Here is a 24,686-nt window from a genome sequence, read left to right as displayed (position 1 = left end):
ATGACCAACAGCGCCCTGCTCGCGGCGCTCGGCATCGACGCGGCCCCGCGGCTGGGCTCGATCCACTGGTCGCGCTTCCGTTTCGACACCATGCAGAAGGAGCTGCGCCAGGGGAACCCGGGCATCGGCCTGGTGCCGACGACCAAGCCCGAGCTGGTCCAGGCGCTCGACCGGGTCGACGCCCTGTGGCGGCGCTACGACGCCCTCTTCGTCGAGGTCGCCAAGTCCAAGAAGATCTCCCGCGAGCAGATGACGGCGCTGACCGCGAGCCACGCCGAGACGCTCGAGGCCCTGGCCGCGCTGGTGCAGGCCTACCAGTACTTCGCCCACGGCGGCGACCACCACTCGATCCTGTCCTCGACCATCACCGGCACCGGGCGCCTGCGCGCCAGCACGCAGATCCTGCTGCGTGGCCTGATGACCGCGGCCTACGGCGACTACGCGCCGCAGGACCGCGAGCAGCTGAGCCGCATGATCAACAGCTTCGACGGGATGATGCAGGGGCTGATCAACGGCAGCGTCGAGCTGCGCCTGCTGCCGGCCGCCACGCCCGAGATCCGCAACGAGCTGGTGAAGGTCGACCTGATGTGGCAGGAGATGCAGCCGATCCTGCGCGCCACCGTCGCCGGCAACGCGGTCACGGCCAACGACATCGCCAAGGTGGCGCAGTACTCCAGCGACATGGCGGTGCCCCTGACCCGGGTCCTGATCATGTACCTGACGATTTAGGCCTTGCCGCTTCGCGGGGCCACCGCGCGGTTTGAGGGTCGGCTTCGCGGTAGTATGCCCCGCTTCATTCGGTGAGACTGGGCTCTGACCGTGGTTGCGGACTTGTTCCCTGAGGAGCGTGGGGACTGCTAGTTTTCTCTACTCTAAATCGACACTGATCTCCTGGTCCGCGCCTATCAGGACGTCGCGGTGCTGTGTCCTGCCATCGCGCTCCCACGCCAGCTCGTACTTGCCTGGCGGCATGGGACCGGCCCGGCCGTCGCCAATGACGACCCAGATCCTCTCGCCGGCGCCCTCGACGGCGGCGGGACGGATTCGCAGACTGCTTCCCGCCGGCGCGCCCTGGACGTTCAACATGCCGGTCCGGGCCCGCACCTCGAGGCTCTGGCCGGGGCGCAGTTCGACATCGGTGATCCAGACCGACCCATGGACGGTCACGACTTCGAGGTCGTAGGCCCCCGGGACGACGCCGAGCCAGTTCTGCGGGCGGAATGCCGCCAAGGCGTCCTTCCGCGCCCCGGCGGGATACAGCCTTGCTTCCTTCAGGCGCTCGCTGTTGGGACCGGAGACCCGTACGGCAGCGGGCCGAAGTTCGATCTCGGCCACCTTGCCGGGCTTGATTGCAATGGGTCTGGTGACGGTGCGGCCGGCCAGGGTGACCGACAGGAGATAGTCTCCGGGTTCCAGGTCGTATTGGCCGAAGACCCGGCGGCCACGGCGCAACAGCACCTTGGATCGAAGCGGTCCGACGCCAGCAGGCACTTTCTGCCGCAAGTTCCAGCTTCCGTAATCCGGATCGCCCGCCTGGGCGGCGAAGGCCAGCGTCACGAAGGTCTGAGAGAGGGCGGCGGTCTGGCTCGCGGAGTCGCGACGGCAGACCAGCTTGCTCCAATTCAGCGCAAGTGCCGGGTCACTGGTGCTGGCGGTGGTGAACTGGATCTCGCGGCCGTCCAGCGTCGGTAGGGCCCGGACAATGCCGGCGGCGAAGATATCGGCACCGGACAAGACCTTCCAGACACCTTCGACGGCGCCCCAGCGTCGTTCGGCGAAGACTTTGGCGACATGGGTCCAGGGCGCCGGCAGCTCCAAGTCCAGGGTCACCCGGTCCCCCGCCACGGCGAGCGTTGCGGGCAGGCTGGACGTGGCTTCGGTGTCGCACAACCAAGCCCCCGCCAAGTCGAGGCCCATGCGCTGGCGTGCCTCATCCGCACCCTTCTTCTCCCTTTCCAGGTCGGCTTGCAGCCTGCCCAGGCGATCCTCCAAATAGTCCTTGCGATTGGCGAGCCTCCGGTAGCCGGCGCCGCTCTTGTAAAGACGGGGCTCGATCAACTCGCGATAGACGAGGGGACGTCGCAGGTCCTCTAGCTTGTCCTCGAACGCGGCCTCGTTGGTTTTCAGTTCCGCTAGCAAGGGGTCCTTGGGATCGGCCAGATTGGCGAGCATCAGCCGGCTTTCGCGGACGGCGTTCTGCAAACGCAAGACCTCTCGCCAGTCCTTGACCTGGTACTCCGCGGCGAGCTGATAGAGGTTCTCCATGCGTTGCTCGATCCATTGGATCTCGGCTTCCGCCCGGGCAACTTCGGCATGAACCAGCTGTACGGTCCGATCAGGCCCGAAGAGCGCACGGAACAGGGTCAGCCTCTCGCGCCATTTCTTTTCCGCGATGAGGCGCCGGCGTCGGTAGGTCGAATCGGCGGCGCGAGTCTCGCTCGCCGAGCTCGTTTCTATCGGCTTCACATCCAAGACGCCGGTCATGCCTTCCATGCCCGGCATGACTTTCTCGATCAGCCAGAAGATCTCCGCCATGCCCGACTCGTGGGACTTCGGCGAGGAGCGAGAGAAGTCTTTCAGAACATCGAGCAACGCCTCGGGGTCGTTCTTGACCTTGACCAGGGCCTGCGCGTAATCGAGCAATCGCCGGTGGGGATCTGTCTTTGGCCGGCTGCGGACCTCGGCAATGTCGAGGCCCATGATCTTCATCGCAAGAAAGGCACGTTCGAGGTATTTGCCGAGCGCGCGCCCGGTTTCGTAGAAACCCTCGTGTCCGTGGTTGAAGCCGTGGACATGCTCGGCGATGAACATGATCTGATCGTCGAGCATGGCCTTGATGTCGCTCTCCGAATAGGCCTCGCCAAGCTCGCCTTCGATGGTGAAATTCGGATCGTCGAGACGGTCCCGCGTTTTCATCTTGTCGCCGTTCGGCAGCTTGGCCTGCTGGACGCGGTTGACGATGATGTCGACGGTCACCGGGCTGGAGTAGGTCTCGATCCCATGGCGCAGGGCAGCGGCGATGTCGCGCAGGATTTCGGCGCGCAACTTGAGGGCCTCGGCGCTGTTCTGGTTCTTGATCAGTGCAAGGCGGAATTCCTTGAGGCCGATCTTGGTTAGGTTTCGGTCGTAGACCGCATCGAGGGTCAGAAGTTCGATCTCGCTGTCCCTCATCCCTGGATGACGTTTTGCGATCTTGGCGCGTTCCTTGGTGAACTCTGCCTCGGCCTTGGCCAGGCTGTCCTCGGCGAAGGCGACCTGCTGTTCGAAGCGGTCCAAGGCGCGCGGATCCGCCGTACCGGCTTCGATCCGGCCTTTGAGCGTCCTGCGCCTGTTGTCCAGATGGCTCCGGCGGTCGCCATCGCTCATGAAGCGCATGGCCGCCGCCAGTCCGAGCGCTTCCATGGCCGCTTCGTGGCGCAAGTTCCCGGGACCTTCCTTGGCGATGAAGTCGACCATCTCCGGGAAATACTCTCCGCTCTCGGCGACAAAGGGAATCACGTTGAAATACTCGTTCGTATCGAAGGCGCGGGCCGCGGTGGGCGGGTCTCCATCCTGCAAGAGCCTGACATCGGCATCGTAGATCGCTCGAAGATGCCGCCGGACCCAGGCCGACGCGCTGGACCGGTCGATATCGCTGGTCGGATCGTCCGAACCCGGCGCGATGATCTTTTCCCGGACCAGCGACAGCTCGTGCTCGCGCCGGGCATTCAATTCGGTAAGCTTTTCTTCGAACTTGCTCGCGTCCGCGATCTCTTTGCCGGCCTTGATCACGAGAAAGTCGAAGAAGCGATTGACGTCACGCGTCGCGCGGGCGACGGCGTTCTCTTTCATCGCCTCGGTATAGGTTTGGCGCAGCACGCGGAGGTCTTCCATGGCCATGCCCAGCTCGTCCTTCATCGCTGGGTAGACGACCTTGGTCAGGTCGCGCCAGTTGAGTTCGCCGGTCGCCAGGTCCCAGAAGAGACGAGCACCGGTAATCGCCGCGCCTTCGTTCTTTTGCCGAAAGACCTCCAAGGTCCGTTCCGCCGCGGCCAGTTGCCTTTTCACGTTGGCCAGTGTTTCCGCGGCGAGGCGCGGATTGGCATCGAACTCCCGTCGCAGATCCTCCGGCAGATGCCTCCTGACCTTGCTCCAGGTCAACGGCCTCTGGATCCGCGCTTTGTGGAGAGACCCCGCGACCGCACGAGTCAGAGCGGCATTCATCATGACCGTCGTCCAGGATGTCGAGTCCATGTGGCCCTGGACATACATCTGGAAGAAGGTGGTCAAGGCGGTATCGGAGGCGATTCCAAGCCCGGTTTGTATGAAGTCTTCCGCAAGGCGCGCCGACCGCGGATTCCGCGCGATGAATTTGTAGAGCGCGGATTTCGGTGTCGCCCGGCCCAGAACCTTGAGGGATGATCCGAAAGCGGAATCGACGGCGCCGCCGGTAAACTGTAGGACGCTTCCCAGGACCACGGACTCGAGAATGAGGCGATCCCACTCGACGCCTTTCACCTCCTCGCCCGCTTTGGCATCGCGCCAGTTGCGGTGATACTCCATCGTCGCGTCCATCAGCGTGCCCGCCACGTTCTCTCGGAAGTAAGCCGAAAAGGGCCCAGCCCGGGAAATAGCCACGCCACGCCTGCTTATGCTGATTGCCCGGGCTGCCGCCAACTCCGGAACCGCGACAGAAAGCACCGCTTCGCCGATGTTGCGCAGATTGACGACGGAAAGCATGCCTTCGCCTGGCAGCTGAACGCCGCCGCTGGCACGAGCGGCGAAGGTGCGAAAATCGGCCTGTGTCTCGGGAATGACATAGCGGGCCCGCGCCGCTTCCCCATCGGGGATCTCGATGTAGCCCATCTTGCGTATGAGCTGGTAGCTACCAGGTTTCTTCTGCTCCAGCTCTTGCGGCGACATGGCGCGTGCGTTGACCAGAGCGTCGTGCGCCGCGTCCATTTCCTTGAGATACCACTCGAGCCTTTTCTTGACCTCGTCGATGTTCTCCTCGAAATCGACGTCCTGGTTCAGAACGCGCAAAATCTGTTCGAGATCGACCTCGTCGAAATCGCCGCCCAGATATCCGTCGTTGTAGGCCCGGACCAGCGATTCCTGTTCCGCCCGGATCACGTTGGCCAGGATCAGGAAGAGCTCCTTCGGCGTCGGCTCCTCGCCGAACTCGACGTAGCGCAGGATCTTGTAGTCCGGCCTTTCCTTGATCTGATCGATCATGGCCGTGCCCAGATCGCGCAGCGGCTCGCCTTTCCAAAGTTTTTGGTATTCGCCCTGCCGTCCTGCGCGGTCGAAGTACTGGATCAGGGAGCGTTCGGCATTCTTCGCGATCCGGATGCGGAGAATGCCGCCCAGCGGGGCGCGGGTCTCCGGGTCGACCACCAGGCCGGTCAGCGCCAGACGCTGATATTCCTCCAGGTCCAACTCGTGGCGTATCCGCGCCATCTCGTTGGCGAGATCGCTGCTCACGTCTTTGTCGCGCTCCAGCTTGCTGCGCTTGTAGTCACTCGGAAGGTTGGCGGCGATGCGCTCGGCGAGCAGCGCCAGGCGGTAGATGGTCTTGCTGGTGCAACGACCGATAAACAAGGCGTGGACCCGCGAGGATTCGATGGTCGCATCAAGCTGAAGAGCTTCCCGGTTTGGGCAGATTGTCGGGCTGTACGAGGTAATGACTTGATGGGCTGCCGACTCCTGGACTCGGGTGAGCCGAAGCCCCGTCTCGATGCGCGCCTTGAGCCCGACGTCCAGGCCGCTTGGTCCGAGGTTGGTCCAGCGTTCGAAGGCGCCGGGCGTGCTCTTGAGATAGGTCTGTAGCCGATGGGCCGCGTTCGCATCGGCAGACACCCGCGCCGCACTGGCACGGTGGTAGGCGGTTGGGGCGACGAAAGAGGGACGATCGGCGGCGGCCATCTCGTCGAAGATGAGCTTGGAGTAGGCGGCCCGGTAGGCGCCTTCGGCCCTGGATAGGCGTATCCGGAGATTGATGAGTTCCTGCTCGTCGAGATCCTCATCCTCGCCCTTGCGAAGGCGCACCAGGGCGGTGCGGACGGCGGCTTCTTCGCCGTCGAGACCTTCCGGGCCCGTGTAGAACACCGGTCCGACCAGATCGCCGGCGTGGTCTTCTCTTCCGGGCGGGGTGTTTTGCGCGCCGGCACCCGGCGCGCCAAGAACCAGTGCGAGCGCCAGGGCGGCCGAAGTGGCGCCTTGTCGACGTTTGTGCATAATCGCCGCTTGCTGCATATTCTTATTGGTTTCCAATTCGATAGCTAAAAATACGTGACAACTACAAAAATCATAGCGGTGAAGCTGATGAAAAAAAATCGACAAAGTATCTTGGCCGCAAGTGTCCTAACGCTACTGGCCGCGAACGACCCGGCGGCCGCCGACCAGATCATCTTTCATTACTCGGAAGGCCCGGCTGCCGGGACCGTGGCGCGACTGGCCGAGCAGCTCGCGCCAGCCAAGCCCGGAAAGAACATGCTCGGCCTGTTCTTTGCTGGGCGGGTGCTCAAGGTCATTCCGGCGGTCGATCCCTCCGCGCCCATGACAGAATCGGATCACTGGCCTCGTATCCTTTTCGAGGCCTATGGCGAGGGGGGACAACCCAAGAGCCGCAAGCCGGCCGTCTTTAGCGTTTCGCCCTTGTGCTTTTGCACTGTTCATCCCGCGATCGATACGGTCGAGGACTTTGCCCGCCTGATGTCGAACCGCCACCAGGTGCTGGGCCTCGATTTCGGCGGTCCCGGCCACCGGGCGGCGATCTTTGCCGCACTCGATCCCGACGGATCGATGGGCCTTTCATCAGGCTCGGCGCCGGCAGCGGCCAGTGGACTGAAGGAGGGAGCGCTTCTGGTCTTCGGGCAGCAGGGTGCCACGGGCGACATGCATCAGTCTCTCCAGCGAATGCAGGTCAATCCGATCGATCTCCTCCCGCTGTTCGGCGGCCAACCGGGAAGCGAAAAGGATTCCATACCTCTTCCCGGCGAACTGCTCTACGAGTTCGCCAGATCGAAGCGCTACCCGGGTTACCAAGCGGCCTACGGCAAGATGGCGAAGGCGACCTTGCAGATCTTCTACACCCTGTCGCTGGCAACGCCGGATCTTACCTCCGAGCCGTATCGGAACCAGGCAAAGCGCTACAGCCATATCGGGCGCTCGACCTTCGACGCGCTCAGTCGAGCCCTGGACTACCACCCGGCGGACACAGAGAATATGTCGTTCGTCAATGGCCTGCGTCCCTTCATGCCCCTCGAGGTTTCGGACCTGCGGCGCGCCGCGGTCGACGTGCTGGCCGAGGGGCCGGTCGTGCCTGTGCCTGGCATTTCCCATCAGGGCAAACTGGTCACGAGCCTCTTGCAGGTGATCAGCAAGGACCCGGACTTGGCCCCGGTCGCGCGCAAGATTCTCATCCGCCTGATTGCCCCTGAGCGGGGCGAGAATCCGACCGTGACCGCGCGCCACGAGTTCGACCGGGAGACCTACCGCCGGCAAGCCCAAGATCATCTCTTCGGAAAGGATGAACTGGCGTTACCCGCTGGACGCGCGCTCGCCTGGACCGGTTGGGGCGAGAAGAAGGAGGTTGAACAGCTTATCGACGCCTTGGTGGTCTGGGCCAAGCAGGGCGTCGACGATGACAATGTCATACCGATCTTGCGGCTGGCCGCGCGGCCGGAGGTTCACACGCGCGAAGACCGAAAGCCGAGCGCCGTGGTCGCGGCCAACGAAGTCGACCGGCACATCGCCAACATCCGCACGGACATCGAAAAAGGATTCGGCGGTGGCGACGAGCACCGTTTCATAGAGTTGTGGGATGCCGAGACCGAATAGCGGACGCTCGGCTAATCCAGATGGCAGGGACCTTTTCCATCTCGCACGCCCGGCGCCAGGGCGGGCTCAGGGGTGCGAGCACCTGGGTGCCCTTGAAGTGGCCGCTGCCTCACCGCGGCACGACCCGGCGGTAGGAGAGCGCCTCGGCGACGTGGGGCCGGCGCACGGTCTCGGCGCTCTCCAGGTCGGCAAGGGTGCGTGCGACTCTCAAGACGCGGTGGTAGCCGCGGGCCGAGAGCTTCATGCGCTCGACCGCCTCGCTAAGCAGGGACCGTCCCTCGGCGTCGGGTGATGCGACCTCCTCCAGCAGGCGGCCGTCGGCCTCGGCGTTGGCGCGCGGCCGCTCCGCCGCCGGAACGTCCTGGTAGCGTGCCCGCTGGCGCTCGCGGGCGGCGGCGACCCGGGCCGCCACGGCGGCCGAGCCCTCGGCCGGCGGCGGCAGCGAGAGGTCCGCGGCGCTGACCGCCGGCACCTCGACGTGGAGGTCGATGCGGTCGAAGATCGGGCCGGAGATCCGGCTCTGGTAGTCCTGCGCGCAGCGCGGCGCCCGGCTGCAGGCCTGGCCCGGATCGTCCAGGTAGCCGCAGCGGCAGGGGTTCATGGCGGCGACCAGCTGGACCCGCGAGGGATAGGCGACGTGGAGGTTGGCCCGGGCGACCGCGACCCGGCCCGACTCGAGCGGCTGGCGCAGCGCCTCCAGGGCCGAGCGCTGGAACTCGGGCAGCTCGTCGAGGAAGAGCACGCCCAGGTGCGCCAGGGAGACCTCGCCGGGCCGGGCGCGCTGGCCGCCGCCGACCAGGGCGGCGAGCGAGGCCGAGTGGTGCGGGTCGCGAAACGGCCGGGCGCGCAGCAGCTTGCCGCCCTCGAGAAGCCCGGCGACCGAATGGATCATCGAGACCTCCAGCGCCTCGGCCGGCGCCAGCGGCGGCAGCAGGCCGGGCAGGCGGCTCGCCAGCATGGACTTGCCCGAGCCGGGCGGGCCGATCATCAGGAGGTTGTGGCCGCCGGCGGCGGTCACCTCCAGCGCCCGCTTGGCGCTCTCCTGACCCTTGATGTCGGCCAGGTCCGGCGCCTCGCCGGGCCCCGCCGCCAGGGCGGGCGCGGGGGGTGCGAGCACCTGGGTGCCCTTGAAGTGGTTGACCAGCGCCAGCAGGCTGTCGGCCGCCAGGATCTCCAGGCCCTCGGCCCAGGCCGCTTCGCCGCCCTGGGCGGCCGGGCAGACGAAGCTCCGATCGGCGGCCAGGGCGTGCATCGCCGCGTTGAGCACGCCGGGCACCGGGGCCAGGCGCCCGTCCAGGCCCAGCTCTCCCAGCGCCGTCGTCGCGCCCAGCTCGTCGGCCGGCAGCACCTCCATGGCGACCAGCAGGGCGAGCGCGATCGGCAGGTCGAAGTGGCTGCCCTCCTTGAGCAGGTCGGCGGGCGCCAGGTTGACCGTGATCCGTCCGATCGGCAGCGCCAGGCCGAGCGCGCCCAGGGCGGCGCGCACCCGCTCGCGGCTCTCGGCGACCGCCTTGTCGGGCAGGCCGACCACGGTGAAGGCCGGCAGGCCCCCGGCCGACATCTGCACCTGGACGTCTACCGGCACCACCTCGATCCCCTGAAAGGCCACGGTCCCGACACGCGCGACCATCCCGCTCCCCCGCTGCAACTCCTGGTCGACAGCCTAGAGCAGATCCGGGTTCGATGGAATCGCCACGGGCGATCCTGGCCGCGGCCGCCGCCGCCCCTCCATTGGTCATAGTTCATTTATCTTGCCCGACTAGCATCCTGGCGGATCTCCCGCTCCAAGGCCTTTTCTGCGATGCCGAAGAAAGCCGGGTCCTCGAAGCCCAAGACCGCCGGGCGCAAATCGGCCAAGCCCCGGAGCAAGACCGCGTCCGCCAAGACCACTGCCAAATCCGCCCCGAAGGCCGCGTCGCCCAGGGCCTCGACCTCCAGAGCGAAGGCGTCCAAAGCCACGAAGCCCAGGCCCGCGGCGGCGAAGTCCTCCGCGAGGCCCGGGTCCTTCGAGCGCGCCGTCGCGCTGCACGGCGAAGGCCGGCTCGCCGAGGCGAAGAAGCTCTACCAGGGCCTGCTGAAGAAGACGCCGGGCCACGGCGCGGCGCTCTACAATCTCGGGGTCATCGCGCTGCAGGAGGGCGAGCAGGAGCAGGCCCTCGACTTCTTCGGCCGGGCGGTCGCCGTGGACCCGGGACACGCCCGGGCGCTGCACAGCCTGGGCGCCCTGCAGCAGACGCTCGGCCGGCTCGACACGGCGGCCGACAGCTTCCGACGCGCGATCGCGGCCCGGCCGGCCTGGTCACCGCCGCGCCGCGGCCTGATCCAGGTCCTGCTCGACCGGGAGCAGCTGGGCGAAGCGAAGGCCGAGACCCGCCGTTTCCTCGAGGTCCAGTCGGTCATCGCCGATCCGCGCAACAAGGGCCAGCCGCGCAAGGTGCTCGCGCTCTACGGTCTCGACAACCCCGACTTCGTGCTCGGCGGCCAGCGGGGCGCCGCCTTCACCTTCGCGATCAACTCCGGCCACTTCAAGATCGAGGACGTCATCGACCACGGCCGCCTGGCGCTGGACCGGGCCTTCCTCGGCGGCGGCAGCGACCTTCGGCGGATCGCCAAGGTGCTGGCCGAGAGTGACCTGGTGATCAACTGCATCGCCGACCCGGAGCTCGAGTCGGGCTCGCTCGAACGGGCCATGAAGCTGCTGCGCGGCTCGGCGCTGCCGGTGATCAACGATCCGGCCCGGGTGCTGCAGACCTCGCGGGACGAGATCTACCGGCGGCTCCAGGGCATCGAGGGGCTCACCATGGCGAAGACCCTGCGCCGGCGGATCGATAAAACGACAGCGGCGGCCCGGCTGCTCGAGGAGGCGGGCCTGGCGCTGCCGCTCATCGTGCGGCCGGTCGAGAGCCACACCGGCATCGACATGCGCCGGGCCGAGACCGAGGCCGAGCTGGAGCAGGCCCTCGCCGACTTCGCAGGGCGCGAGGTCTTCCTGATCGCCTATCGCGACTTCAGCGATCCGAAAGACGGCCTCTTCCGAAAGATGCGGCTCTTCTGCATCGACGGCCGCTTCTTTCCCGAGCACAGGCTGATCCTCGATCACTGGAACCTGCACAGCGCGGACCGGCTGAAGCTGATGCGCGGCCGAAAGTCTCTGCGCGCCGAGGAGTTCGCTTTCCTCGAGGACTACCGCGCCATGATCGGCCCGAAGGCGGCCGCAGCGCTGGACCGCCTGCCCGCCGCGCTCGGCCTCGATTTCTTCGGCGTCGACTTCGCGGTCCTGCCGGACGGCGCAGCCCTGATCTTCGAGGCCAACCCGGCAATGCGGATCAACCTAGACTACGTCGCCGCCTTTCCCTATCAGGCCGGCTACCTCGCCCGCATCACCAACGCCTTCAAGGCCATGCTGGCGCGGCGACTGGAAGCAGATCCGGGCAAGGAATCGCCAAAGGCGATATAGCAGCTGTTGAAGATGTGCTCAGTCGGGACCGTCACCCTTCGACAGGAGTGCGCAGCACTCGCGCTTCGCGCGGGTGAGGGCGTTATGTTTCAGGCACTTACCCTCATCCGCGCGTAGCGCCGGGCCTACGCCCCCTTGTCGAAGGATGATCGTGATCAAGGGCTCCAGGGTTTTCAGCAATTCGCGTGTCGTGACCCAGTCGCATTGAGCCGATCCGGCGGGCCGGGGCCATGTCGCTAACCGGGCGGCGTTAACCGGACGGTAGGTTTCGGCGGTCATTGATGAGCGCGGGAGACCGACCATGCACATGCTGCTGCGCAACCTCGCCATCGCTTTTGCCGCCGGCGCCGGCGGCGGCGCCATGAAGTTCGCGGCCTACAAGGTCGCGCTGGAAACCGGCATCCTGTCGTGGTTCAAGCTGCCGCTCGCCGCCCACGCCTTTCCGGCCTTTCTCTACAAGCTCGTGACGCTGGGCGGGCTGTTCGGCTTTCTGCTGCTCCTGCCGCTCTTCGCCCGGTCCTGGCTGATCCGCGGCATCCTGGTCGGGGTCGCCGCCACGCTGGCCGACATCCTGTTCTTCCAGAGCGGCGCGCCGCTCGCCGCCGCCCTCGATTTCGGCCAGGACGTGATGGCGACCTTCGAGTCCTCCCCGGAGCCGAAGCGGGACTGGCTGTCGGACCTCAGGCGCATCACGCCCGTCGCGCTCGGCACCAACGTCATCTGGGGCCTGGCCGCCTCCTATATCTACGACGCGATCGCCGAGCGCTGAGCCCGCCGACTCCACGGGCAATGCAACGGGGCTTCCCTGCGAAGCGGCCCTTCGCCTAACATGTTCCGAACAAGCAGAACGGGCGTCCGTGTCCCGTCGCCCGCCGAGGCATTGGGACCCGGGCAGGGAGGAGGAACATGTCCAAAGCGAAAACCCCCAAGAAGAGCGAGCGGGGCATCTGCGAGCTCTACCAGGAAGATCCGGAACGCGCCGATTACCTGCTGTTCGGCAGGCGCGCCAACGGCGACCGGCGCGGGTTCCTGAAGGGCGCAGGTCTCGCCGCCATGGGCGCGGTGGTCGGCGGCACGATCCCCTATCACCGCAACATGCCGGCCGGGCTGATCCCCGCCGCGCTGGCCGAGGACAAGTCCAGTTTCAAGCTGGTCGGCAAGGAAGGCCTGACGGTCCTGAACGACCGCCCGATCAACGCCGAGACGCCGCCGCACCTTCTCGACGACGACGTGACGCCGAACGAGCGGCACTTCGTGCGCAACAACGGGCTCCTGCCCGAGATGGCCGAGAAGATGGACGCGAGCGGCTGGACGCTGGAGATCGACGGCGAAGTCTCCAACCCCATGACGCTCACCCTCGACGACCTGCGCAGCAAGTTCGACGTGGTCAAGCTCAAGCTACAGGTCGAGTGCGGCGGCAACGGCCGCGCCGCGTTCAACCCGCCGGCCAAGGGCAACCAGTGGACCCTGGGCGCGATCGGCAACGCCGAGTGGACCGGGGTGCGCTACAGCGATCTGCTCAAGGCCGCGGGTGTCAAGGAGGGCGCCGTCTATACGGCGCACTTCGGCATGGACGGCCACCTGTCGGGTGATCCGGAAAAGCTGCCGATCTCGCGCGGCGTGCCGATCGCCAAGGCGATGGAGCGCCATTCCCTGATCGCCTTCGAGATGAACGGCGAGCCGATCCCCACGCTGAACGGATTCCCGGTGCGCACGGTCTGCCCCGGCTGGCCGGGCTCGACCTCGCAGAAGTGGCTGCGCCGCATCCAGATCCGCGACGTGGTGCACGACGGGCCGAAGATGACCGGCACGTCCTACCGGGTGCCGCGCTACAACGTCGCCCCGGGCGAGAAGGTCCCCAAGGAGGACTTCGAGATCATCGAGTCCATGCCGGTCAAGTCGCTGATCACGACTCACGAGTCCGGCGTCACGCTCGGCGGGAGCTCGATGACCGTCGGCGGCCACGCCTGGGCCGGCGACCGCAAGGTCGCGGCGATGCACGTCAGCATCGACTTCGGCGCGACCTGGATCGAGGCCAATCTCATGGATCCGCCGAACCACTATTCCTGGCAGCGCTGGTCCGCCAAGCTCAGCTTCCCCGGCCGCGGCTACTACGAGGTCTGGGCGCGGGCGACCGACGACGGGGGCGTTATGCAGCCCTTCGCGATCAATTGGAATCCGAAGGGCTACCTCAACAACGCCATGCACCGCATTGCGGTGCGCGTTCCGGCTTGAGGGGCTCGCGCGCAATCCTCGGGCTTTTGCCGGCGCTGCTCGCCGTTGGCGGCATGGTCCATGCCGCCAGCGAGCGGGCGGCGCCGGCACGATCGCTGCAGGTGGCGGAAGCGGACGAATGGGGCGGCCTGCCCGCCGGTGTCGGCCGAGAGGAGGTCTACAGCCTCTGCGGCGCGTGCCACTCGCTCATGATCGTGAAGCAGCAGGGCCTGAGCCGAGAGGCCTGGGACGAGACACTGGTCTGGATGGTCGAGGAGCAGGGCATGCCCGAACTCGACGCCGAATCCCTCGCTCTCGTCCTCGATTATCTCGCGGACCACTACGGCGCGGACCGGCGGAACCGATAGAGGTCTCAGAGATCAGCGCTCCGGTAAAGGGCCCCTACCTGCTGCGCGGGTCGGCGAAGCCGTCGGTCCGATAGTTGCTGTTGAGTTCGGAATGGGCGCCGGGCGTCGACCCGACCGTCCCGGTGGAGGGCATGCAGCCCACCAGGACGAGAAGGGACGCTAATCCAAACGCCGCTATGTTCAATGTTTGCTTCAAGCGGTTCTTGCCTGATACGCGGGCGGCGGCGCGAGGGCCGCCGCTCGAGACTGCCCATTAGTCGCGATACTCTTCGAGCTTGCTGTCGATCAGCATCCAAGCAACGAAAGATCCGAGGATCGCCATGTTCAGGATCGGGAAAGCAAGTTCAGCCACGGTTCCACTCCTTGTTGAAAGGGTTAGTAAGCGCGGCCCCCCGTCAGTTTCTCATTGCGGGATATTACGCCCCCTGCCTGGGAGCGGATCAGCCAAAAGATTTTCAACTGTGGCGTGATCTAAGCGCCGCATATCGCGCGTAATATGTCGGTTTATGTGGAGGACGGGATGCGATATCTGAGGCAGGCCGTGCTGGTCGGCGCGGCGACCCTGGTACTGTTGACCGGTTGCGCGCAATCCGGTGGACAGAGCTCCGAACCGGGCGCCACGAACCAGTATCCCAACATGACGACGAACTACCGCCGGGGCGGCTTCGCCGGCAAGGGCGGACGATAGGGGCGCAGACCGCTCTATGGGCGTTGATCCGTCCGAGAGAGCCGGGACGTGGGCTCTTGAATGTGGCTTCTGGGAGGGCCGACCATGAAACACTTGCAGCGGCTTCTTGTTGCCGGCGCTTCTGCGCTCATGCTTCTGACGGGCTGCGCCCAATCGGGCGGCACGGCCGGTACGCCGGACGAGAAAGTCGACGGACCGGGCGCCATGAAGAAGGCTGGCGGCAGGACCAACTACCGCTTTGACGGCTTCGCCAACCCGCGCGGACGCTGAGCCTGGCGGAACGCGCTCAGCGGAGGTGCGGGCCGCCGATCCAGCCGACCAGCGGGCGCCGCGATCCCCGGCTCACTGGGGCGAGCCGGTGCCGCAGGGAGTCTGGAGCCCCGCCACTATTTGCCCCAGGAACGGGCAACCTTGCTGGCCAGCATCCGGTTGAACAGCTGGTCCATGGTGCTTTCCAGCGAGGGCGTGCGCTCCAGCATCTTGCGTAGGGCGTCGGCCGGCCACTCGATGTACTTGGTGCCCGGCGCCAGGAATACCGTGGCGGAGGCTGGCGTGTTCAGCAGGAAAGCGACCTCGCCGATGAAGACGCCGGGCCGGCTGGAGAAGGCCTTGCCGTCCTTGACCATGTCGATCTGCCCGTCCAGCACGAAGTAGAGGCTGCGTACCGGCTGACCCTGCTGAGTCAGCGTGGTCGTGACTTCGGTGACCTGCCAGCGCGCGAGGCGCATCAGTCGGCGCAGTTCGCCCGGGGTCAGGACCTTGAGGGTCTCCAGGAAATGCCGCTCGTCCTCGCTTTGCCGAAAGTGCAGGCGTTCCAGGATGAGCCGGACGATCCCCACCAGGTTGGCCGCGCCGAGGGCGGCGCTCCAGAAGGCCGCCGCCAGCATCGGCTCGGCCGTGTGCCAATAGAAGTAGGCGACGTAGACCAGCGAGCCGGCCAAAAGGAAGATCCGCAGCACGAGCTGCCGCCGCAGCACCAGGCCGACGACCTGCAGGAGTGCCGCGACGTGAATAAGCCAAGCGCTGTCGAGTGTTGCTCCGAGCACTGCGTTGCTCCCCTTGACCGGAACCAAAATGCCGCCGGCTCCAGTATCGCCGGGCGGCATTCCGCCGAACTTCCCACGCCGTCCGGCCTCGAACTGTGGCTTTGCTCACAAGGTTGGTTCTGCGGACTTCACCGGAAGTGGGGGCCGCCGATCCAGCCGACCAACGAGCGCCGCATCCCCCGGCTTACCGGGGCGACCCGGTGCAGGACGTAGGAGGGGAAGAGGATGACCGAGCCCTGGGCCCGCGGCATGGCGTGGGGCTCGCGCGCCGAGAAGATCTCGACCGCGCCGCCCTCGTAGTCCGCCGGGTCGGTCAGCTGAGCGATGAAACTGAGCTTCCGAACCGAGATCGGGCCGTTGCCGATGTCGAGGTGCCAGTCGTAGTGCTGGGCGGGGCCGTACTCTGCGAGCTGCAGGGGCTCGGTGAAGCCGGCGATCTCGACCCGGAAGTGGGCCTCGTTGGCGTGGCGCACGAAGTCCAGCATGCGGCTGAACAGCCAATTCGTTTCGGGTCCAGGCCGAATCCACGAGACCCTGCTGTCGCGATAGCCGCTGTGCGCCGTCGCGCCCCCCTCGTCCTTGATCCCGGCCTCCCTGGTCTCGCCGCCCTGCGCGACGATCCGGGAACATTCCGCCGGCGAAAAGACCCCGTCGGCGGCGATGGCCGGGTGCCAGTTGGTCAGGAATTTCTGGGCCGGAGGCGGCACGCTGGTCTCCCGCTCGAACAGGCTGCCGAAAACCGATGGAGCCCTTGATCAACGTCATCCTTCGACAAGCTCAGGATGAGGGTAAGTGTTTGATGCATAACACCCTCACCCTGAGCTTGTCGAAGGGTGATGGTGCCGGCAAGGCGACCCTCATAAGAGCCTGCTAAGCCGCTTCCTCGAAGCCGGTCAGGACGTTGACCGCGTTGACCCCGATCGCCTCGACCGCGTAGCCGCCCTCCATCACGAAGAGCGTAGGCTTGCCGAGCGCCTCGACGATCCGGCCGATCTCCAGGTAGTTCGCGCTCTCCAGCTTGAACTTGGAGATCGGGTCCTCCTTGAAGGTGTCGACGCCGAGCGAGACCACCAGGGCCTCGGGGCCGAAGGTCTCGATCCGGGCGCAGGCGTCCTCCAGGGCCTCGCGCCAGGGTCCCCAGGCGGTGCCCCAGCGCAGCGGATAGTTCCGGTTGCAGCCTTCGCCCTCGCCCTCGCCGATCTCGTCCTCGTAGCCGAGAAAGAAGGGGAACTCCTGGGCCGGGTGGCCGTGGAGCGAGCAGAACAGCACGTCCGAGCGGTCGTAGAAGATCGACTGGGTGCCGTTGCCGTGGTGGTAGTCGACGTCGAGCACGGCGACCCGCTCGGCGCCGCCGTCGCGGAAGGCCTGGGCCGCAATAGCGGCGTTGTTCAGGAAGCAGTAGCCGCCGTAATAGTCCTTGGCCGCGTGGTGGCCCGGCGGCCGGCAGAGCGAGAAGGCCGCCCGCTCGCCGCGCTCGACCAGCTGCTGACCGGTCAGGGCGACATCGACCGATCCGCTGACGGCGCGCCAGGTGCCGGCGGTGATCGGCGTGCCGGCGTCGAAGGAGTAGTAGGACAGCTTGCCGTCGATCGTTTCGGGCGCCCGGTCGCCGCGCATGCCGCGGACCTGCCAGTTGAGCGGCAGAGCGTCCCAGTCGCGGCCCTCGTCGGTCCAGGCGTCCCAGGCGTTGGCCAGGAAGTCGACAAAAGCCGTGTCGTGCACCCGGTCGATCGGCTGCCGGCCGTGGGCCTCCGGCTCCAGGACCTCGCCGAGGCCGACCTCGCGCACCCGGCCGATCACGATGTCGGCGCGCTTCGGCATCTCGAAGCAGGGCAGGAGCTTGCCGTCGATCAGCTCGGCCTTGCCGTCCTGCAGCCGGTGGTCGTCGCTGTAGATGGTTTTCATGCTCGCCCCTTTGTGATCGTCGGGTCGAGCTTAGCGAATGTCAACAGGCCCTAGAGCGGATCTCCGGTGCTTCAGGGCAGGGTATGCCGCTCCGCGTGCCGCGCTTCGATCGCGTCCCAGATCTTCGCTTCCAGCGAGACGCCGTCGAAGCGGTCGATCTCCTGCAGGCCGGTCGGCGAGGTCACGTTGATCTCGGTCAGGTAGCCGCCGATCACGTCGATGCCGACGAAGATCAGCCCGCGCTCCTTAAGCACCGGGGCCAGCGCATGGCAGATCTCGTGGTCGCGCTGGTTCAGTTGGGCGGCCTCGGCTCGGGCGCCGACGTGCATGTTGGCCCGCGCCTCGCAGGGCGGCGGCACCCGGTTGACCGCGCCCGCCGCCTCGCCGTCGATCAGGATGATGCGCTTGTCGCCCTCGCGCACTTCGGGCAGGTAGCGCTGTACGATGATCGGCTCGCGGTAGAGCTCGGTGAAGAGCTCGAGCAGCGCGCCCAGGTTCTCGTTGCCCGGCTCCAGGTGGAACACGCCGGCGCCGCCGTTGCCGTACAGCGGCTTCAGGATGATGTCCTTGTGGGCGGCGCGGAAATCGAGGATCTCCTCGCGGTCGCTCGAGATCAGGGTCGGCGGCATCAGGGGCCCGAAGTGGGTGACGAAGAGCTTCTCGGGCGCGTTGCGCACGTGGACCGGGTCGTTCACCACCAGGGTGTCGGGATGCACGTGCTCCAGCAGATGGGTCGCCGTGATGTAGGCCATGTCGAACGGCGGGTCCTGGCGCATCAGCACCACGTCCATGGTGGCGAGGTCGATGGTCTCGGGCAGGCCGAGGGTGGCGTGGTTGCCGAGCTCGCGCCGCACCTCGAGCGGCCGCACCCGGGCGTGGACCCGGCCTTCGCGGAAGCTGAGCGCCTGGGGCAGGTAGTGGTAGAGGCCGTGGCCCCGGCGCTGCGCCTCGAGCGCCAGCGCGAAAGTGCTGTCCGCATCGATGTCGACCAGCTCGATCGGATCCATTTGAATGGCCACTGCGAGACTCATGGCCGCCCCCTTGCCGCTTATCCGGACCCGGGTTTCACCCGGGCTCAACGTGACTTACCTCAATTCAGCCGGCCGCGCACCTGTTGCATCAAGCGGGCGGCTTCGTGGCGGACGCCGGGGTCCTCGGAAAGCTCCAGCACGTGATCCAGGGCGACCACCGCCGCGCGCAGGTTGCCCAGGTGGGCGTGCAGCAGGGCGGCGTCGCGCCACAGCTCCGCCTGGCCCGGCGCCAGCATGATCATGGTCTCGACGGTTTCCAGGGCCTCGCCGGGCCGCTCGGCCTGGATCTGGCGCAGCTTGATGTTGTTCTGCAGGCGCAGCAGGATCTCCCGGTTGCCGGCCGGGGCGTAGTGCTCGGGCCTCAGCTCGGCGTCCCCGCCGGCCTGCGCCTTGAGCAGGCCGCGCAGCTCCGCCGGCTCCAGCGCCCGGCCGCCTTCGAAGGGATCCAGGATCGCCCGTTCGCCGCCGCCCTCGATCGAGATCAGGAAGTGGCCGGGGAAGTTGAGGCCCTCGGCCGGCCAGCCCTGGGCCCGCGCGCCGGCGAGATAGAGGATACCGAGCGCGACCGGCAGCCCCTTGCGGCGGTCGATCACCCGCATCAGGTTGGCGTTCTGCAGGTCGTCGTAGGTCAGGCTGTCGCCCCGGTAGCCGTAGTCCTCGGCGATCACCTGGGTGAGCGCCCGGACCCGGCGGTCGATCACTCCCGCGGCCTCCAGCGCCGCCGCCGCCTTGGCGACGTCCCGGCCGAGCAGGTCGATGTGGTGACGATAGCGGTCGAGCGAGACCCGGGGCCGGTCGAGCGACGCCAGCATCAGGGCGGCGTCGGCGAGGTCGATCTCTGAGTCGTCCCGGCCGCCGAGCGCCCGCAGCCGCGCTTCCAGCTCGTGCCGCCCGCTGGCCCCCGACCAGCCCATTACGACCAGCCCATCACGACCAGCTCATCGTGGCCGGCCCATCAGAGCCGGCCGGTCATGACCGGATGGTCGGGGCTCATGACTCCTGGCGCTCTGGCAAGGGATTGTCCTTCAGCCGCACGTAGTTGGTCAGCCGCCGGACGTAGGAAATGTCCTTCGCGTGGGACATGACACGGTCGAGCTCCGCCTGGTCCTGGGCGATGCCGATCAGGAAGATGTGCTGGTTCACCACCTCGATCGAGTAGTTCAGCGAAGAGACCTCCTTGTCGGCCAGCAGCCGGTTCTTGAGCTTCCGGCTGATCACCGTGTCGCGGGTCATGTCGGTCAAGGTGGTCTGGTCGTCGACCTCGATCTCGTTGATCACCTCGCGCACGCCTGTGGCCTGCCAGGCCAGGCGCACGGCGTCGACCCGGGTCTGGGGATCGGGCACCGCGCCGGTCAGCAGCACCCGGCCCTCCTGGACCTGGAGGTTGACCTTGCGGTAGAGGATCTCGCTGGCCTGGAACCAGTAGTGATTGATCTCCAGCCGGATCTGGACGTCGCTGACCGCTTCGGACGCGCTGCGCTCCTGGAGCGCGACGGTGCCGGCCGTGGAGGCGCCGGCGCCGCCGGCTACGACGGCGGGCGCACAGGCGCCGGCCGCCAGCGATGCGGCGAGCAGGACGGAAAGAGAAAGGCGATGAAGGGCGGCGGGATACATGGCGTTCTCAGGCTCCCAAAATGATATAGCGATGGGCGACTCTCCGGGAAAGGGTCAAACGCCGCCCGGCGGCTCATGGCGCCAGGCGTCGGGGACGTGACGCGGCATTCTACCAGGTACGATGAATATAACGTCAAAACGCAGGCGCAGGGCCGAGAGCGCCGGGTGGCGCTGGAGGAATGCCAGTGCCGCGCGTGCGACGCGGCGCCGCTGCTCTGGCCGGACCGCCTCGGCGGCGGCCTCCTCGGACTGCCGGGCCTTGACCTCGACCAGGGCAAGGGTCCCGCCGCGCCGGGCGATCAGGTCGATCTCGCCGACCTTGGCGCGGAAGTCCTGCGCCAGGATCCGATAGCCCTTGCAGCGCAGCCACCAGGCGGCGAGGGTCTCGCCCCGGCGGCCGAAAGACCAGGCTGCGCGGCGCCGGTCCCGGCTCATGCCTCGGGTTCCCGCCCGCCGGCCAGCGCCAGGGCCCGTTCGTAGACCCGCCGCTTGGGCAGGCCCGTGGCCGCCGCGACCAGGGCGGCGGCGTCCCTCAGGCTCGCCCGCTCCAGGGCGGCCAGGAGTTGCTGGTCGAGGTTCTCGCCGAGGTCGGCCGCGGCCTCGGGCGGGCCGACCACGATCACGATCTCGCCCTTGGGCGGCCCGGCGCGGCGGTAGTGGTTGGCCAGCGCCGCCAGGTCGTCGCGGCGCACCTCCTCGAAGGCCTTAGTCAGCTCGCGGGCCACGGCACCCGGGCGCGGCCCGAGCCGTTCGGCGAGCGCGCCCAGCGTGGCGGCCAGGCGCCGGCCGGACTCGAGCAACACCAGCGTCGCCGGGACCGGGGCGAGCTCGTCCAGGGCCCGCCGCCTTGCGCCGTCCTTGGACGGCAGGAAGCCGGCGAAGAAGAAGCGGTCGCAGGGCAGGCCCGAGACCACCAGCGCGGTCAGCGGCGCCGAGGCGCCCGGCAGCATGGTGACCGCCACGCCCTCGGCGATCGCCTCGCGCACCAGCTTGAAGCCCGGGTCCGAGATCAGGGGCGTGCCGGCGTCCGACACCAGCGCCATCGATTCGCCATTTTTCATGCGTTCAATCAGCCGCGGGCGCACGCGGGCCGCGTTGTGCTCGTGATAGGGTGTCAAATCTGTGTCCAAGCCATGGGCTTGCATGAGTCTTCGCGTGACCCGCGTATCCTCGCAGACCACCTGATCGACCCTGCGCAAGACATCGAGGGCGCGCAGCGTGATGTCGCCGAGGTTGCCGATCGGTGTGGCGACGACATGGAGCCCGGGCTCAGGCTTGCCCGGTTTACTTCGCGGAACGGCGTGGCTAGGCTCGGCGCCGTTCCGACTCGGCGTTGACGGCTGTGAGGACTGATCGCGTGCTTTTCGTACCATGCGTGACCCGCGTTCCGGGGGGCGGACGCCTCGTACCGGCCCTGCTCGCGGCGCTTGCTCTGATCGTTTTGTCCGGCTGCACGACCGACCCCAAGTTAACGAACGAATCCTTCAAGGCGCAACCGGGGCAGCCGCTGTTTCCCCCGGGCGTCCTGCCCGACAACATCTGGGGCGAAGACTTCGTCGGCCCGGTCCGCCCGGTGTCGCCCTCCACGCCCTACGTCGCCCTGCTCCTGCCGCTCACCGGCGAGCACGCGCCGATCGGCCAGGCGCTGCTCAACGCGGCGCAGCTCGCCGTGTTCGAGATCGCCGGCGACGAGTTCGTCCTGATCGTGCGCGACACCAAGGGCACACCGGAGGGCGCACGCAGGGCGGCCCGCTCCGCCCTCGCCTCGGGGGCAAGCCTGATCCTCGGGCCGCTGTTCGCCACCTCGGTGCAGACCGTGGCACAGGAGGCGCGCGCCCGGGGCGTCAGCGTGATCGCCTTCTCGAACGACCCTTCGGTCGCGGGCGACGGCGTCTTCGTGATGGGGCTGTCGCCCCGGAGCCAGGTGCGCCGCGTGGTCGATTTCACCAGCCGCCAGGGCGTGCGGCGTTTCGCGGTCTTCGCGCCGGCCTCGCCCTACGGGATCGCCGTGATCACCGCCCTGCGCGACGCGGTCGACGCCAACGACGTCGAGCTGTCCCGCGTGGTGGCCTACAATCCCGACGAGCCCGACCCCTCGCTCCAGGTGCGCACGCTGGCCCAGTACGACGCGCGCCATGAGGCCCTGCTCGAGCAGCGCGAGGAGCTCGAGGAGAAGGAAGACGACGAGTCCAAGGCCCTGCTGGAGCAGCTCGAGACCCGCGACACGCTGGGCAGCCCGGACTTCGACGCGGTGCTGCTGCCGGTCGGCGGCAAGTCGCTGATGACCCTGGCGCCCCTGCTGGCGTTCTACGACATCGATCCGGTCGAGGTGAAGTTCCTCGGCACTGCGTTCTGGGACGACCCGCGCCTGGCGACCGAGACCTCGCTGCACGGCGGCTGGTTCGCCGCGCCGCCGCCCGAGCTCTGGGAGCGGTTCCGGGAGCGCTACCGACTGACCTACAATGCCGAGCCGGTGCGCATCGCCTCGCTCGCCTACGACGCCGCGGCGCTCGCCGCGGTGCTGTCCCGGACCGCCGAGGCGGCCGGCCGCCTGCCCGACTTCAGCCCCGCCGCCATCGCCCAGCCGAGCGGCTTCTCGGGCATGGACGGCATCTTCCGCTTCCTGCCCAACGGCCAGATCCAGCGCGGGCTCGCGGTGCTGGAACTGGGCCCCGACGGGGTCGAGGTGCTCGACTTCGCGCCCCAGAGCTTCGAAGAGCTGCTCAACTAGCTGACGGAAGCAGGTGCCGCAGCACGGCGTCGAGGCGGAGCCGCCCGGCCGCCGTCGCGCGCAGGCCGGCGGCGTCGAGCACCAGGTAGCCGGCCTCGCTCAGCGCCCCGAGCCTCTCCGGGTCGAAGATCTGTTCGGGCGGCGCGCCCAGCTCGCGCTCGAAGGCTGCCCGGGCGATGCCTTGGGTCAGCCTCAGGCCCATCATGGTGAGCTCCGCCAGCCGGTCCTCGGGGCCGACGGCCTGCCGCGCCCGGGTGCCGTGACCCTGCTCGGCGACCAGCGCGAGCCAGGCCTCGGGTGCGCGGTGCTGCCGTGTGGCGACCTTCTGGCCGCCGATCCTGAGGCGCCCGTGGGCGCCGGGGCCGATCCCGACATAGTCGCCGTAGGTCCAGTAGGTCAGGTTGTGTCGGCACTCCGCGCCGGGCCGCGCGTGATTGGAGATCTCGTAGGCCGGCCGTCCCGCCGCCGTCAGGCTCTCCTGGGTCGCCTCGAACAGTTCGGCGGCCCGCGCCGCGTCCGGCACGACGAGCTCGCCGCGCCGCGCGGCGGCGTGAAAGGCGGTCCCCGCCTCGATGGTCAGCTGGTAGACCGAGAGGTGCTCCGGGTCCCGCGCCAGGATCTGGTCGAGCTCGTCCCGCCAGGCGCGCCGTTCCTGGCCGGGCCGGGCGTAGATCAGGTCGCAGGAGACCCGTGGAAAGCGCTCGCGCGCCAGCGCCAGGGCGGCCAGCGCCTCGGCCGCGTCGTGGCCGCGCCCGAGGAAGCGGAGCGCGTTGTCGTCGAGCGCCTGGACGCCGAGCGACAGACGGTTGACCCCGGCCCGCCGGAAGCCGTCGAAAGCGGCCGCCTCCGAAGAGGTCGGGTTAGCCTCCAGGGTGACCTCGACATCGGGCGCCAGGGTCCAGTGATGCGCGATGCGGTCGAGCACGGCCTCGACGTTGCGCGGCGCCATCAGCGAGGGCGTGCCGCCGCCGAAGAACACGCTGGTCACCCGGCGCCCCTTCGTTTCGGCAGCGAAATGGTCCAGTTCGCGCAAGAGGGAACGCCGCCACAGAGCCTGGTCGATCGAGGCCCTAACGTGGCTGTTGAAGTCGCAGTAGGGGCACTTGGAGCGGCAGAACGGCCAGTGGACGTAGACCGCCAGGCCGGCGTCAACCGGCTCGGAACCCGGCTTCCTGCGCGCCGGGGCGGCGGTCGCGGCGTTCACGAGAAGACCGCGGCCACCAGCTGCTCGAAGGCGCGAGCGCGGTGGCTCATGGCATGCTTCCGTTCCGGATCCATCTCGCCGAAGGTGATGTCGTGGCCCTCGGGCTGGAACACCGGGTCGTAGCCGAAGCCCCGATCCCCGCGCGGCGGCCAGACCAGGGTGCCGTCGACCCGCCCCTCGAACACCTGGGTCTCGCCGCCGGGCCAGGCCAGCGCCAGGGCGCAGGTGAAGTGGGCCCGCCGGTCCGCCTTCCCGGCGAGCGCCTGCTCGACCTTCGTCATGGCGACCGCGAAGTCCTTGCCGGGGCCGGCCCAGCGCGCGGAATAGATGCCGGGCTCGCCGCCCAGCGCCGCGACCGACAGGCCGGAATCGTCCGACAGGGCCGGCAGGCCGGTGCCCTCGGCGGCCGCCCGGGCCTTGATCTCGGCGTTCTCGGCGAAGCTCTCGCCGTTCTCCTCCGGTTCGGGCAGGCCGTAGTCGCCGACGGCGCGGACCTCGACGCCGTAGGGCCGCAGCAGGTCGGCGATCTCCCGCAGCTTTCCCGGATTGTGGGTGGCGATCACCAGGGGACCGCTGGTCCATCCGCGCGTCATCTCGTCCGCCTTGC

General features: G+C 67.8%; 21 protein-coding genes. 9 read left to right on the top strand and 12 right to left on the bottom strand.

The features are described from left to right. Positions 1–729 (top strand): type IV pili methyl-accepting chemotaxis transducer N-terminal domain-containing protein (locus tag QNJ67_01590; protein ID MDJ0607644.1); only part of this gene is annotated, 729 nt, incomplete at its 5' end. A gap of 138 nt (positions 730–867) precedes the next feature. Here QNJ67_01590 and QNJ67_01585 read toward each other — a convergent pair. After that, on the bottom strand, positions 868–6,321 hold the full coding sequence (locus QNJ67_01585; protein MDJ0607643.1) for a hypothetical protein: 5,454 nt from the start codon (positions 6,319–6,321) through the stop codon (positions 868–870). On the opposite strand from QNJ67_01585, the gene QNJ67_01580 reads away from it, so the two are divergent. After that, positions 6,295–7,821, top strand: a complete 1,527-nt coding sequence (locus tag QNJ67_01580) for a hypothetical protein (protein MDJ0607642.1) — start codon at positions 6,295–6,297, stop codon at positions 7,819–7,821. The genes QNJ67_01585 and QNJ67_01580 overlap by 27 nt on opposite strands. 109 nt (positions 7,822–7,930) lie before the next feature. On the opposite strand, the gene QNJ67_01575 is transcribed toward QNJ67_01580, so the two are convergent. Then, positions 7,931–9,451, bottom strand: a complete 1,521-nt coding sequence (locus tag QNJ67_01575) for a YifB family Mg chelatase-like AAA ATPase (protein ID MDJ0607641.1) — start codon at positions 9,449–9,451, stop codon at positions 7,931–7,933. Between the two features lie 171 nt (positions 9,452–9,622). Between QNJ67_01575 and QNJ67_01570 the strand changes: the two genes are divergently transcribed. The 6 genes from QNJ67_01570 (at position 9,623) to QNJ67_01545 (ending at position 14,818) form a co-directional block, all read left to right on the top strand. Continuing rightward, complete coding sequence (locus QNJ67_01570; protein MDJ0607640.1) at positions 9,623–11,278, top strand: tetratricopeptide repeat protein; 1,656 nt, start codon at positions 9,623–9,625, stop codon at positions 11,276–11,278. A gap of 301 nt (positions 11,279–11,579) precedes the next feature. Continuing rightward, complete coding sequence (locus QNJ67_01565; GenBank protein ID MDJ0607639.1) at positions 11,580–12,047, top strand: hypothetical protein; 468 nt, start codon at positions 11,580–11,582, stop codon at positions 12,045–12,047. A 137-nt stretch (positions 12,048–12,184) separates the two neighbouring features. Further along, complete coding sequence (locus tag QNJ67_01560) at positions 12,185–13,513, top strand: sulfite oxidase (protein ID MDJ0607638.1); 1,329 nt, start codon at positions 12,185–12,187, stop codon at positions 13,511–13,513. Continuing rightward, positions 13,510–13,860 carry a hypothetical protein gene (locus tag QNJ67_01555; GenBank protein MDJ0607637.1) on the top strand — a complete coding sequence of 117 codons (351 nt, stop codon included), beginning with the start codon at positions 13,510–13,512 and terminating at the stop codon, positions 13,858–13,860. The genes QNJ67_01560 and QNJ67_01555 overlap by 4 nt, the downstream gene beginning before the upstream one ends. Positions 13,861–14,380: 520 nt before the next feature. After that, on the top strand, positions 14,381–14,548 hold the full coding sequence (locus QNJ67_01550; GenBank protein MDJ0607636.1) for a hypothetical protein: 168 nt from the start codon (positions 14,381–14,383) through the stop codon (positions 14,546–14,548). 84 nt (positions 14,549–14,632) lie between these two features. Then, positions 14,633–14,818 carry a hypothetical protein gene (locus QNJ67_01545; protein MDJ0607635.1) on the top strand — a complete coding sequence of 62 codons (186 nt, stop codon included), beginning with the start codon at positions 14,633–14,635 and terminating at the stop codon, positions 14,816–14,818. Positions 14,819–14,934: 116 nt separating this feature from the next. Here QNJ67_01545 and QNJ67_01540 read toward each other — a convergent pair whose 3' ends face one another. The 8 genes from QNJ67_01540 to rsmI all read right to left on the bottom strand — a co-directional run bounded on the left by QNJ67_01540 (position 14,935) and on the right by rsmI (position 21,517). Continuing rightward, positions 14,935–15,594, bottom strand: coding sequence for a cyclic nucleotide-binding domain-containing protein (locus QNJ67_01540; protein MDJ0607634.1), 660 nt, complete (start codon positions 15,592–15,594; stop codon positions 14,935–14,937). A 128-nt stretch (positions 15,595–15,722) separates the two neighbouring features. Next, entirely contained in the window at positions 15,723–16,301 is a 579-nt protein-coding gene (locus tag QNJ67_01535; GenBank protein ID MDJ0607633.1) for a 2OG-Fe(II) oxygenase, read from the bottom strand. Between the two features lie 163 nt (positions 16,302–16,464). Beyond that, a complete protein-coding gene (locus QNJ67_01530) occupies positions 16,465–17,499 on the bottom strand; it encodes a histone deacetylase family protein (GenBank protein ID MDJ0607632.1) in 1,035 nt (344 codons plus the stop codon). Positions 17,500–17,570: 71 nt separating this feature from the next. Next, on the bottom strand, positions 17,571–18,530 hold the full coding sequence (gshB, locus tag QNJ67_01525) for a glutathione synthase (GenBank protein ID MDJ0607631.1): 960 nt from the start codon (positions 18,528–18,530) through the stop codon (positions 17,571–17,573). A gap of 59 nt (positions 18,531–18,589) precedes the next feature. Next, the gene (locus tag QNJ67_01520) at positions 18,590–19,444 is read right to left on the bottom strand and encodes a transglutaminase-like domain-containing protein (protein ID MDJ0607630.1); all 855 of its coding nucleotides are present in this window, start codon (positions 19,442–19,444) and stop codon (positions 18,590–18,592) included. A 76-nt stretch (positions 19,445–19,520) separates the two neighbouring features. After that, positions 19,521–20,144 (bottom strand): BON domain-containing protein, encoded by a 624-nt coding sequence (locus QNJ67_01515; GenBank protein MDJ0607629.1) that lies wholly within the window; start codon positions 20,142–20,144, stop codon positions 19,521–19,523. Between the two features lie 54 nt (positions 20,145–20,198). Then, the gene (locus QNJ67_01510; protein ID MDJ0607628.1) at positions 20,199–20,579 is read right to left on the bottom strand and encodes a YraN family protein; all 381 of its coding nucleotides are present in this window, start codon (positions 20,577–20,579) and stop codon (positions 20,199–20,201) included. Beyond that, a complete protein-coding gene (rsmI, locus tag QNJ67_01505; protein MDJ0607627.1) occupies positions 20,576–21,517 on the bottom strand; it encodes a 16S rRNA (cytidine(1402)-2'-O)-methyltransferase in 942 nt (313 codons plus the stop codon). The genes QNJ67_01510 and rsmI overlap by 4 nt, the downstream gene beginning before the upstream one ends. Between rsmI and QNJ67_01500 the strand changes: the two genes are divergently transcribed. After that, on the top strand, positions 21,502–22,875 hold the full coding sequence (locus QNJ67_01500) for a penicillin-binding protein activator (protein ID MDJ0607626.1): 1,374 nt from the start codon (positions 21,502–21,504) through the stop codon (positions 22,873–22,875). The genes rsmI and QNJ67_01500 overlap by 16 nt on opposite strands. Here QNJ67_01500 and hemW read toward each other — a convergent pair. Continuing rightward, the gene (gene hemW / locus QNJ67_01495; protein ID MDJ0607625.1) at positions 22,868–24,079 is read right to left on the bottom strand and encodes a radical SAM family heme chaperone HemW; all 1,212 of its coding nucleotides are present in this window, start codon (positions 24,077–24,079) and stop codon (positions 22,868–22,870) included. The genes QNJ67_01500 and hemW overlap by 8 nt on opposite strands. Further along, positions 24,076–24,672, bottom strand: coding sequence for an RdgB/HAM1 family non-canonical purine NTP pyrophosphatase (gene rdgB / locus QNJ67_01490; protein ID MDJ0607624.1), 597 nt, complete (start codon positions 24,670–24,672; stop codon positions 24,076–24,078). The genes hemW and rdgB overlap by 4 nt, the downstream gene beginning before the upstream one ends. Between the last annotated feature and the right edge of the window lie 14 nt (positions 24,673–24,686).

Source organism: Kiloniellales bacterium, from assembly GCA_030064845.1.
Taxonomy (GTDB): domain Bacteria; phylum Pseudomonadota; class Alphaproteobacteria; order Kiloniellales; family JAKSDN01; genus JASJEC01.
The sequence above is the reverse complement of the archived record's forward strand: the minus strand, read 5'-3'. Positions and strand labels throughout refer to the sequence as shown.